Origin of the sequence: Massilia sp. Root335 (genome assembly GCF_001425685.1) — a bacterium.
Classification (GTDB): Bacteria; Pseudomonadota; Gammaproteobacteria; order Burkholderiales; family Burkholderiaceae_D; genus Telluria; species Telluria luteola.
This window is the reverse complement of record NZ_LMCY01000014.1, coordinates 188-11734: the sequence shown is the minus strand read 5'-3', so window position 1 is coordinate 11734 and position 11547 is coordinate 188. Positions and strand designations below refer to the sequence as shown.

The 11547-nt window shown below is 67.2% G+C and carries 8 protein-coding genes; 4 read left to right on the top strand and 4 right to left on the bottom strand.

Going from position 1 to position 11547, the window contains the following annotated elements; all coding sequences use genetic code 11:
• Positions 1-130: 130 nt before the first annotated feature.
• The 4 genes from serS to ASC93_RS31995 all read right to left on the bottom strand — a co-directional run bounded on the left by serS (position 131) and on the right by ASC93_RS31995 (position 6543).
• Positions 131-1426, bottom strand: coding sequence for a serine--tRNA ligase (gene serS, locus ASC93_RS10200; RefSeq protein WP_056440710.1), 1296 nt, complete (start codon positions 1424-1426; stop codon positions 131-133).
• Between the two features lie 280 nt (positions 1427-1706).
• Positions 1707-3023 (bottom strand): replication-associated recombination protein A, encoded by a 1317-nt coding sequence (locus tag ASC93_RS10195; protein WP_056440708.1) that lies wholly within the window; start codon positions 3021-3023, stop codon positions 1707-1709.
• 80 nt (positions 3024-3103) lie between these two features.
• Complete coding sequence (lolA, locus tag ASC93_RS10190) at positions 3104-3718, bottom strand: outer membrane lipoprotein chaperone LolA (protein ID WP_229412671.1); 615 nt, start codon at positions 3716-3718, stop codon at positions 3104-3106.
• A gap of 167 nt (positions 3719-3885) precedes the next feature.
• Positions 3886-6543 carry a DNA translocase FtsK gene (locus ASC93_RS31995; RefSeq protein ID WP_056440704.1) on the bottom strand — a complete coding sequence of 886 codons (2658 nt, stop codon included), beginning with the start codon at positions 6541-6543 and terminating at the stop codon, positions 3886-3888.
• Between the two features lie 188 nt (positions 6544-6731).
• On the opposite strand from ASC93_RS31995, the gene trxB reads away from it, so the two are divergent.
• The 4 genes from trxB (at position 6732) to ASC93_RS10165 (ending at position 11489) form a co-directional block, all read left to right on the top strand.
• Positions 6732-7685: a thioredoxin-disulfide reductase gene (gene trxB, locus ASC93_RS10180; protein ID WP_056440702.1), complete on the top strand. Its 954-nt coding sequence runs from the start codon at positions 6732-6734 to the stop codon at positions 7683-7685.
• Positions 7686-7756: 71 nt separating this feature from the next.
• A complete protein-coding gene (locus tag ASC93_RS10175) occupies positions 7757-8428 on the top strand; it encodes a Smr/MutS family protein (RefSeq protein WP_307188983.1) in 672 nt (223 codons plus the stop codon).
• A 147-nt stretch (positions 8429-8575) separates the two neighbouring features.
• Complete coding sequence (locus ASC93_RS10170; RefSeq protein WP_056440699.1) at positions 8576-10747, top strand: ATP-binding protein; 2172 nt, start codon at positions 8576-8578, stop codon at positions 10745-10747.
• A 115-nt stretch (positions 10748-10862) separates the two neighbouring features.
• On the top strand, positions 10863-11489 hold the full coding sequence (locus ASC93_RS10165; RefSeq protein ID WP_200958299.1) for a trimeric intracellular cation channel family protein: 627 nt from the start codon (positions 10863-10865) through the stop codon (positions 11487-11489).
• Positions 11490-11547: the final 58 nt, after the last annotated feature.

Sequence of the window (11547 nt, the reverse complement as noted above, 5' to 3'; positions counted from 1 at the left end):
CCGTACGCCTGATTTCGAGTCAGGTACATTCGACCACTCTGCCACCTCTCCAGGTCGCGATCGCGTTGCGGTCGTTTCGCGTGAGGCCGCATTATAGACGGCCTCCGGCAAAAACGGAAGATCTATTTACTTACGCTGCCGGCTCGAGGCGCTCGAGGCCCCCCATGTACGGGCGCAGCACCTCGGGCACGACGACGCTGCCGTCCGCCTGCTGGTAGTTTTCCAGCACGGCCACGAGCGTGCGGCCCACGGCCAGGCCCGAGCCGTTCAGCGTGTGCAGCAGTTCCGGCTTGCCTTTTGCGTTGCGGAAGCGGGCCTGCATGCGGCGGGCCTGGAAGTCTTCGCAATTCGACAGCGACGAGATCTCGCGGTACGTGTTCTGCGCCGGCAGCCACACTTCGAGGTCGTAGGTCTTGGCGGCGGAAAAGCCCATATCGCCCGTGCACAGCTGCATCACGCGGTACGGCAGGCCCAGGTTCTTCAGGATCGTCTCGGCCTGGCCCACCATCTCTTCCAGCGCGTCGTACGACTGTTCCGGATGGGCGATCTGCACGAGCTCGACCTTGTCGAACTGGTGCTGGCGGATCATGCCGCGGGTGTCGCGGCCGTAGCTGCCCGCTTCCGAGCGGAAGCACGGGGTGTGCGCCGTCATCTTGATCGGCAGCGCTTCCGCGGCCACGATCTCGTCGCGCACCATGTTCGTCAGCGACACTTCCGACGTCGGGATCAGGTAGAAGTTCTCGCCCTCGCCTTCCGCGCCGCCTTTTTTCACGGCGAACAGGTCTTCCTCGAACTTCGGCAGCTGGCCCGTGCCGCGCAGCGAATCCGCGTTCACCATGTACGGCGTGTAGCACTCCGTGTAGCCGTGCTGGCCCGTGTGCGTATCCAGCATGTATTGCGCCAGCGCGCGGTGCAGGCGGGCGATGCCGCCTTTCATCACGGCGAAGCGCGAGCCGGTCAGCTTGGTCGCGGTGTCGAAATCCAGGCCCAGCGCGTTGCCGACGTCGACGTGGTCCCTGACCTCGAAATCGAAGACGCGCGGCGTGCCGACCTTGCGCACCTCGACGTTGCCCGACTCGTCCTGGCCCACCGGCGTGGACGGGTGCGGCAGGTTCGGGATCGCGGCCATGAACTGCGCCAGCTTGTCCTGCACCTGGGCAAGCAGCGTCTCGTCGGCCTTGAGCTCGTCGCCGATGCCGGCCACCTCGGCCATCACGGCGCTCGTGTCTTCGCCCTTGCCTTTCAGCATGCCGATCTGCTTGGACAGCGAATTGCGCTTGCCCTGCAATTCCTCGGTGCGCGTCTGGATCGCCTTGCGCTCGCCCTCGAGGGCGTTGAATCCGGCGACGTCGAGCACGTACTTGCGGCTCGCGAGGCGCGCGGCGGCGTTGTCGATGTCTTTGCGGAGGAGTTGGATGTCTATCATTGTCGGGATTGTCGCAGCGTGGGATATCGAAAGCGCAATTGTACCAAGTCGCGGGCGGCAAACCATTGCCGCGTGCCGATCCGGGTACGGGGAGGTACTTGGGCTCCCGCCTGCGCGGGAGCGACGTTCATAGTGCCGAAGCCGCGTTCATGGTGCCGGAGCCACGTTCATGGTGCGGGAGCCACGTTCTTGGTGCGTGTGCGCCGTTCATGGTGCGTGCGCGCCCTTCATGCGGCATGCGTCGTTCATGCGGCATGCGCACCGTTGATGCGGCATGCGCTCAGTCCTCGCCGCCGGCCCGGGCGTCGTCGTCCAGGCTGCGCAGCCAGGCCAGCTTTTCCGCAATCTTCGCCTCGATCCCGCGCGGCACCGGCTGGTACCAGCCCGGCTCGGGCATGCCGTCCGGCAGGTAGGTCTCGCCGGCCGCGTACGCGTGCGGCTCGTCGTGCGCGTAGCGGTATTCGTGGCCGTAGCCCAGTTCCTTCATGAGCTTCGTCGGCGCGTTGCGCAGGTGGACCGGCACTTCGCGCGATTTATCCTTGCGCACGAAGGCCATCGCGGCATTGAACGCGTTATAGCCGGCATTGCTCTTGGCGGCGATGGCGAGGTAGACGACGGCCTGGCCCAGCGCCAGTTCGCCCTCCGGCGAACCGAGGCGCTCGAAGGTCGCGGCCGCGTCGTTGGCGAGCTGGATGGCGCGCGGGTCGGCGATGCCGATGTCTTCCCACGCCATCCGGACGATGCGCCGCGACAGGTATTTCGGGTCGGCGCCGCCGTCCAGCATGCGGCACAGCCAGTACAGGGCGGCGTCCGGATGCGAGCCGCGCACCGACTTGTGCAGCGCCGAGATCTGGTCGTAGAAATTGTCGCCGCCCTTGTCGAAGCGGCGTGCGTTCAGCGTGAGCGCGTTCTCGACGAATTCGCGCGTGACGTGCGTCGTCCGGGACGTGTCGGCCGACGTCTTCGTCTGTTCCAGCAGGTTCAGGAAGCGCCGGGCGTCGCCGTCCGCATAGCCGACCAGGGTCTGGACCGCGACGTCGTCGAACTGCAGGTGCGACAGCCCGCCGCTGCGGCGCGCGCGCTCCAGCAGCTGGCGCAGCTCGTCGTCGTTCAGCGCCTTGAGCACGTACACCTGGGCGCGCGACAGCAGCGCCGAGTTGACTTCGAACGACGGGTTTTCCGTCGTCGCGCCGATCAGGGTGACGAGGCCGGACTCCACGAACGGCAGCAGCGCATCCTGCTGCGATTTGTTGAAGCGGTGGATCTCGTCGATGAACAGGATCGTGTGGCGGCCGGAGGCAAGGTAGTGCTCGGCCTGCTCGATGGAGGCGCGGATGTCCTTCACGCCCGACAGCACCGCGGACAGCGCGATGAATTCGCAATCGAACGCGTGCGCCGTCAGCCGCGCCAGCGTCGTCTTGCCGACGCCCGGCGGGCCCCACAGGATCATCGAGTGCGGGCGGCCCGACTTGAACACGAGGTTCAGCGGCTTGCCCTCGCCCAGCAGGTGGCTCTGGCCGATCACCTCGTCGATGGTCTTCGGCCGCAGGCTTTCCGCCAGCGGGGCCGCGGGTTCGGTCTTGAAAAGGTCATCCACGGGCAGCTCCCATGGCGCGCGAGGCGTTGTTATTGTTCATCTTGCCTATGTATGGCCTTTGCGTCGAAAGCGCAAGTGGCTTACTGGTTGACGACCTCGGCACCCTTCGGCACGTCGAACTTGAACGCCTGCGCGCCGAGCGCCGGATTGCGCTGGAAGCTCGTGAACCTGAGCAGCACGGTCTGGCCGAAATTATCCTTCAGCTCCATCGCCTGCGGCGTGCCGTCCTTGAGGCCGATGCCGATCTGCTCGAACGTCGTGTCCTTCGATTTGGGCGTCGCGTTCAGCCATTCCAGGCCGTCGTGCGTGCCCGCCTCGGACAGGGTGAAATTCTTTTCCAGGTCGTTGCTGCCGAACAGGATGGCGGCCGGCGAGCTGCCCAGCGCGCCGCCCAGCTTGCGCGTGGTGACCTGGTTCAGGTCCTTGTCGTACAGGTACAGCGTGTCGCCGTCGGCCTGCAGCAGTTGTTCGTACGGCTTCTGGTAGGTCCAGATGAATTTGCCTGGGCGCGAGAACACGAAGGTGCCGCTCGACGTCTTGCCCGGCTTGCCCGAGGTGCGGACCTGGGTCTGCGTGAATTCGCCGCGGGCCGATTTGGTGCCGGCGACGAAGGATTTGAACTGGTCGAGCGCGGTGGCGTGGGCCGCGCCGGCGAACAGCATGGCGGCGGCGATCAGCGTGGTTTTCAGCGTCATGGTCATATGGTCGATTTCCTTTTATTGTATGCCGGCGATGCGGCCGTGCTCGTGCTGGCGGAACGCGTGGGCGGAGGGCCGCCCACCCTACGGACCCGTCGCCGGCGTAGGGTGGGCACACCGTGCCCACGCGAACGTTTGCAAACCGTCACGGTGCGCAACGCGGTCTATTCGGCGTTCGTGACCGGCACGAGGATGTCGCGGTTGCCGTTCGACTGCATCGGCGACACGACGCCGCTCTGTTCCATCTGCTCGAGCAGGCGCGCGGCGCGGTTGTAGCCGATGCGCAGGTGGCGCTGCACGAGCGAGATCGACGCGCGGCGGTTCTTCAGCACCACCGCCACGGCCTGGTCGTACATCGCGTCGGATTCGCCGCCGCCTTCGCCGGCCGGGATGCCGTCGGCGCCGCCCTCTTCGGCCACGCCGCCTTCGAGAATGCCTTCAATGTAATTCGGCTCGCCCGTCGACTGGAGATGTTTTACAACTCGATGCACTTCATCGTCCGAGACGAACGCGCCGTGCACACGGACCGGCAGGCCCGTCCCCGGCGGCATGTACAGCATGTCGCCCATGCCCAGCAGCGTCTCCGCGCCCATCTGGTCGAGGATGGTGCGCGAGTCGATCTTGGACGACACCTGGAACGCGATACGCGTCGGGATGTTCGCCTTGATCAGGCCCGTGATCACGTCCACGGACGGACGCTGCGTCGCCAGGATCAGGTGGATGCCGGCCGCGCGCGCCTTCTGCGCGATACGGGCGATCAGTTCCTCGACCTTCTTGCCCACCACCATCATCAGGTCGGCCAGCTCGTCGATGATGATGACGATCGTCGGCAGCTTGTCCAGCGGTTCCGGCGCGTCCGGCGTCAGCGAGAACGGGTTCGGGATGTGCTCCTCGCGCTTCGCCGCTTCCGCGATCTTGGCGTTGTAGCCGGCCAGGTTGCGCACGCCCAGCTTCGACATCAGCTTGTAGCGCCGCTCCATCTCGTTCACGGCCCAGTTCAGCGCGTGGCCGGCCTGGCGCATGTCGGTGACGACGGGCGCCAGCAGGTGCGGAATGCCTTCGTAGACCGACATCTCCAGCATCTTCGGGTCGATCAGGATCAGGCGCACGTCGGCCGGATCGGCCTTGTACAGCAGCGACAGGATCGTCGCGTTGATGCCCACCGATTTGCCGGAACCGGTCGTACCCGCCACCAGCAGGTGCGGCATCTTGGCGAGGTCGGCGACGACCGGCTTGCCGGCGATGTCCTTGCCCAGCGCGACCGTCAGGCTGGAGGCGCTGTCGCCATACACCTTCGAGCCGAGGATCTCCGTCAGGCGCACGATCTGGCGCTTCGGATTCGGCAGTTCCAGCGCCATGTAGTTCTTGCCGGGGATCGTCTCGACGACGCGGATCGACGTCAGCGACAGCGAACGCGCGAGGTCGCGCGCCAGGTTGACGATCTGGCTGCCCTTCACGCCCGTCGCCGGCTCGATCTCGTAGCGGGTGACGACCGGGCCCGGATACGCGGCCACGACCTTCGCCTCGACACCGAAGTCGGACAGCTTCTTCTCGATCAGGCGGCTGGTGAATTCGAGGGTCTCGATGGCGACGGATTCCTGCGCCGGCGGCGCGTCGTCCAGCAGCGCCAGCGGCGGCAGGGTACTGTCGCCGTGGACCTCGAACAGGTGCGACTGGCGCTCCTTCTCGGCGCGCTCGGAGCGCGGCACGGTGACCATCTGCGGTTCGATCTTGATCGGGGCCGGGTTCGGCGCCGATGCCGGCGGCAGCGGCGCCTTCGCGGGCGTGGGCGCCGGCGCGCGCGGGGCGGCCCCGGTGTCCGGCTCGTCGTCGAACGAGGGCTCGGCCGCGAACGGCGGCGCGGCCGGCGCGGACGATGCATGAGCGGCGTCGTCGATCTGCGGCTCGGCCTTGGCGCGGGCCAGCTTCGCCTCGCCGCGCGCCTTGACCTTGGCCTTCATCTTGGCCAGGAAGCCCGGCGCGGCGGGCGCGGTGTCCTGCGCGTCGTCCGACTCATCGTCGCGCGGGGTCTCGATCCGCACGGGCGAACCGGCGTGTTTTTCCACGTACTTGGCGCGCTCGTGCACGACGACTTCGTCGCGCTTGTGCGCCGCGACCTCGCCGTAGCGGCGGTCTTCGCGGTCTTCGTAGCGCAGGCGGAACCAGTCCCAGCTCGTCTCGACGGATTCGCCGATGCGCTCGGCCACGGCCAGCCACGACACCTGGAAATACCAGGAAAAGCCGAGGCCGAACAGCAGCAGCAGGAGCAGGGTCGCGCCGGTGAAGCCGAACGCGTTGTGCGCGGCGTGGCCGATCAGCTGGCCCAGCACGCCGCCGGCGGCGCGCGGCAACTCGACCTTCAATGACCACATGCGCAGGTATTCGAGGCCGACGCTGCCGGCGAACATCAGCACGAAGCCGATCCAGCGGATCAGCGTCTCGCCCTGGTGCTCGGGTTCCTGCTGCGCTTCCTGGACGATGAACCGCGAATGCAGGCGCCGGTAGCCCTGCCACACGGCGCGCGTGAAGCAGACGCACAACCACCAGGCGGAAAAGCCGAAGATGAACAGCAGCAGGTCGGCCAGCCAGGCGCCGGCGCGGCCGCCCAGGTTGGCGACGTGGGCGACGGCGTTCTCGTGCGACCAGCCCGGATCGGCCTTGTTATAGCTGAGCAAGATGAGGACGAAATACAACAGCGCGACGGACATGGCGAGCCAGCGCGCCTCCGACAACAGGCGCACGAGCCGGTTCGGCAGCGGCTGGCGCGGCGGCCTCGGCTTGTGAGTATAGGTCGTGCTCGTCGATGGACTATTCTTGCTCATTGCGGTTTGAAACGGTACTGCCGGGTAACAATGCCCCAAAGATGACCATTCTAAGCGATATATTGCCGCGCAGGCCCCACGATTCATGCTCACGTGCATCATCGACTATAATCCCGGGTTCAACGCCTCTTGATTCCGCTCTGCCCGGCCCCACTTTCCGGGCATCATCCAATAGAAGAAGTTCACACATGACCACTCGCAAACACGCCAAAGTCCTGATCCTCGGTTCCGGCCCCGCCGGTTACAGCGCCGCCGTCTATGCGGCGCGAGCCAATCTCAGTCCGATGCTGGTGACCGGTGTCGAGCAGGGTGGTCAGCTGATGACGACGACGGACGTCGAGAACTGGCCGGGCGATCCGCTGGGCGTCCAGGGTCCGGAACTGATGCAGCGCCTGCTGCAGCACGCCGAGCGCTTCAATACGGAAATCGTGTTCGACCATATCCACACGACCTTCTTGAACGAGAAGCCGATCCGCCTGGTGGGCGATTCGCACGAATTCACGTGCGACGCGCTGATCATCGCGACCGGCGCCTCCGCCCAGTACCTCGGCCTGCCCAGCGAGCAGGAATTCATGGGCAAGGGCGTGTCGGCGTGCGCGACCTGCGACGGCTTCTTCTACCGCAACCAGGAAGTCGCCGTGATCGGCGGCGGCAACACGGCCGTCGAGGAAGCGCTGTACCTGTCGAACATCGCGACCAAGGTCACGCTGATCCACCGCCGCGAGAAGTTCCGCGCCGAGCCCATCCTCGTCGACCGCCTGATGAGCAGGGTCGCCGAGGGCAAGATCGTGCTGGAGCTGAACCAGACGCTGGACGAGGTCAAGGGCGACCAGAGCGGCGTGACGGGCGTGCGGCTGAAGTCGACGGACGGCGGCGCGACCAAGGAGCTCACGGTGCACGGCCTGTTCGTGGCGATCGGCCACAAGCCGAACACGGGCATCTTCGAAGGCCAGCTGGACATGCATAACGGCTACCTCAAGACCCGCGGCGGCAGCGAAGGCATGGCCACGGCGACCAGCGTGCCGGGCGTGTTCGCGGCCGGCGACGTGCAGGACCACGTGTACCGCCAGGCGATCACGTCGTCGGGCTCGGGCTGCATGGCCGCGCTGGATGCCCAGCGCTACCTGGAAGCCCTGGAATAATTTTTGCAGGCTGTTCGATGGCGATACGCCTGCTTGCCGGGGGCAGGCAGGTGAAGTAAATTGCGGCAGCAATGATGAAACAATTTTCGGAATTAAAATCCTTGCGCGACAAGCTCAAGGAAGACGAAAGGCAGCGCGCCATCGAAAAGGCCGAGCGCGACAAGCGCGAACGCCTCGCGCGCGAGCACGCCGTCGAATTCGGCGCGGCCGTCAAGGACGTCGTCAGGATGCCCGAATCCGACCGCTACGTGTGGCGCCCGATGCACGATTTCGAGACGCGCGGCACGCCGCTGCCCGCGCGTCCCCGCACCGCCGAGGAAGAAACGGCGGCCGTGCTGCGCGAATCGATGCTCTCCGACCAGTTCGACGTCGACGGCCTGCTCGACGAAGACCCCTCCCTCAGCTGGTCGGCGCCAGGCGTCGGCCCGGACGTCGTCAAGAAGCTGCGCAAGCGCCACTGGCCCGTCGAGGACGAGCTGGACCTGCACGGCCTCACGCGCGACCTGGCGCGCCGCCACGTCGACGCCTACCTGCGCAAATCCAGCAAGCGCGGCATCCGCTGCGTGCGCATCATCCACGGCGTGGGCTATGGCTCGGCCGGCGGCGAGCCCGTCCTGCGCGGCATGGTCCACAGCTGGCTCGTGCAGACGAGCGACGTGGTCGCCTTCTGCGTGGCGAACCGGGCCGACGGCGGCAACGGCGCCCTGATCGTCCTTCTGCGTCCCGCGCTCGACGACCGCTGAATGTGTCATGACACGTCCGTACGGGCCGTGTTTAGTTGACAAAAATCCGCGGCGATTTGGCGAACGCTGTAATATGCAGGCACCGTCGCGCCGTCCTGGCGCCGCCAGCATAAGGATGAATGAGTGGAGTCCAGCACGCCAGTTCCGATGGCAGCGCCGCGGCGGGTCGACCTGCACAATTGCGCGGACGAACCGATCCACATCCCCGGCTCGATCCAGCCGCACGGCGCGCTCATCTTCCTGTCGGACACCGGGCTCATCGAAGGCTGGAGCGCCAACATCGCCGCGATCGCGGGCACCGCGCCCGCACTGGGCCAGCCGTACGGCGCGCTGGGCCTGCCGCAGGCGGTGACGGAACTCATCCAGGAATGCATCGCCACGACCGACAGCGGTGAAGCGCCGGCCATGGTGGCGGCCGTCGCCATCGGCGGCCGCGACTACGACTGCGTCGTGCACGCGCACGCACGGCGCGTGCACGTCGAATTCGAGGCGCGCGACGTCGGCATGGCCGAAGTCGCCCAGTTCGCGATCAAGGCGCATTCGTCGATCGACCGCCTGCGCCGCCAGCGCACCATCGAGGGCCTGCTGGAGACGGCCGTGCGCCAGGTGCGCGACTTCACGGGCTTCGACCGCGTGATGGCCTACCGGTTCCGCGGCGACGATTCCGGCGACGTGGTGGCCGAGGCGCGCCGCGACGACCTCGTGCCCTACCTCGGCCAGCGCTACCCGGCCGGCGACATCCCGCCGCAGGCGCGCCGCCTGTACGTGCTGAACACCCTGCGCATGATCGCCGACGTGGGCTACCACGCCGTGCCGCTTTTGGGCCTGCCCGCCGCGGCGCCGCTCGACATGAGCTTCGCCGTGCTGCGCAGCGTCTCGCCGATCCACGTCGAGTACCTGCAGAACATGGGCGTCGGCGCGTCGATGAGCGTGTCGATCGTCGTGGGCGGCCGCCTGTGGGGACTGGTCGCCTGCCACCACATGGCGCCGAAACGCGTGCCCTACTCCGTGCGCATGGCGGCCGACGTGCTGGCGCAAGTGATCGCGTCGACCGTCCAAAGCATCGAATCGCGCGAGGACGCGGCGCTCGTGGAACACGCGGCGCAGGTCCGCACGCGGCTCGTCGAATCGCTGCTGCTGGAAGACGATCCGCTCGACGCCCTCCTCCAGCACGGCGACGGGCTGCTCGACTCCACGCACGCGCAAGCGCTGATCGTGACCCAGTACGGGCGCATCGTCTGCCGCGGCATCGACCAGGCGCTGGGCGAGGCCGTCGTCGCGTCGCTGCCGGCCGAACCGAGCGACGTCGTCACGCGCGGCTGCGTGCGGGACTGGCCGGACGCGCTCCGGCCCCGGCTCGGCAAATGGGCCGGCATGCTGGGCCTGCCGTTCGATCCGCCCAGCGGCGGCTGGTGCGTGCTGCTGCGCACGGAACAGGTCGAGGAAGTGGCGTGGTGCGGCAAGCCGGACAAGAGCACGGCCGGCCCGATGGGCGAACGCCTGACGCCGCGGGGGTCGTTCGACGCCTGGATCGAGACGGTGCGCGGCCGCGCCCACCCGTGGGAGGACGGCATCCTCACCCATGCGCGCATGATGCTCGGGGAACTCGCGCGCGTCTCGAACACGCGCCGCGCCCAGACCGAAGCGACGCGTGCCCAGCTGCTCGCGATGCTGGGCCACGACCTGCGCGACCCGCTCAACTCGATCAACATGGCGGGCCTGGTGCTGGAGCGGACGGACGCCGGCAGCAACAAGGGGACGCTGGGCACGCGCATCCGCTCGTCCAGCAACCGCATGCAGCGCATGATCGGCCAGGTGCTGGACATGAGCCGCATCGACCGCGGCATGGGCCTGGGCATCGACCTGGAGCCGGTCGACCTCGCGGCCCTGGTCGAGGACATGGTCGAGGAAGCGCGCCTCGCCTACCCCACCATCGTCTACGACGCGCACACGCTGGGCCCGGCGTTCGTGCTGGCGGACGGCGGCCGCCTGGGCCAGGTGATCTCGAACCTGCTGTCGAATGCGCGCCACCACGGCGAACCGAACCAGCCGATCGCGATCCGCCTGGCACCGGCGGACGGCCAGGCCGTGCTGGAAGTGGCGAACGCGGGCAGCCCGATCGCCCCGGAGACGGAGGCCGCGCTGTTCAATCCGTTCAAGCGCAGCGCGCTGAACAATCCGCGCAACCGCACGGGCATGGGCCTCGGACTGTACATCGCCCAGCAGATCGTGCGCGAGCACGAGGGCGAGATCGCCTACCGCCACGAGGACGGCAAGGTGGTGTTTGCCGTGCGGCTGCCGCTGGCGCCGAACTTGTAGGGTGGGCGGCCCTCCGCCCACGCGCGACGCGTGCGTGATGCCTGCTTCCGCGTGGGCACGGGGTGCCCACCCTTCGGGGCTGACGGCGCCGGGGTCGGCATGTTAGTCTAGCAAGATGGAGACAACGGGCCGCGGCATCCACCTCATCACCGTCATCGAGATCGTCGCGATCCTGGTCGGCGCGTTCTCGGGTTTCATCGAGGCCCGGCGCAAGCGCATGGATGTGGTGGGGGTGTTCACGGTCGCCTTCATCGCGGCGTTCGGCGGCGGCACCGTGCGCGACATCCTGCTGGATAAACGGCCGCTGTTCTGGGTGATCCACCAGGAATACGCGATCCTGATCTTCGTGCTGGCGCTGGTCGCGACGCCGCTGATCCGCACGCTGCGCCAGATCGTGTCGGAACGGCTGATCGTGATCGCCGACGCCGTCGGCCTGGGCCTGTTTTCCGTGGCCGGCGTGTCGTCCGCGCTGGACGCGCGCATGCCCCTGTTCATCGCCTCGATGATGGGCGTGATCACGGGGATCTGCGGCGGCGTGATGCGCGACATCGTCTGCAACGAAGTGCCGATGGTGTTCCGGGACGGCAAGCCCTACGCCATCTGCGCATTCCTCGGCAACTGGATGTTCCTGCTGCTGGGGATGAACGGCTTCCCGCACGACTTCGCGCTGTGGTCCAGCGCGATGTTCATCGTCGTGTTCCGGCTGGTGACGTGGAAGTTCGATCTGAGGCTGGGGCGGTAGCAGGCGCTGCACTCGCCTTCAGCATCGACACCGTCGTTCGCGGCCCGCTAAATTCATA

Excerpts from the sequence above, each read along its gene's own strand:
- serS (WP_056440710.1), bottom strand. The coding sequence starts at position 1,426 with ATGATAGACATCCAACTCCTCCGCAAAGACATCGACAACGCCGCCGCG.
- lolA (WP_229412671.1), bottom strand. The coding sequence starts at position 3,718 with ATGACGCTGAAAACCACGCTGATCGCCGCCGCCATGCTGTTCGCCGGC.
- ASC93_RS31995 (WP_056440704.1), bottom strand. The coding sequence starts at position 6,543 with ATGAGCAAGAATAGTCCATCGACGAGCACGACCTATACTCACAAGCCG.
- trxB (WP_056440702.1), top strand. The coding sequence starts at position 6,732 with ATGACCACTCGCAAACACGCCAAAGTCCTGATCCTCGGTTCCGGCCCC.
- ASC93_RS10175 (WP_307188983.1), top strand. The coding sequence starts at position 7,757 with ATGATGAAACAATTTTCGGAATTAAAATCCTTGCGCGACAAGCTCAAG.
- ASC93_RS10170 (WP_056440699.1), top strand. The coding sequence starts at position 8,576 with ATGGCAGCGCCGCGGCGGGTCGACCTGCACAATTGCGCGGACGAACCG.
- ASC93_RS10165 (WP_200958299.1), top strand. The coding sequence starts at position 10,863 with ATGGAGACAACGGGCCGCGGCATCCACCTCATCACCGTCATCGAGATC.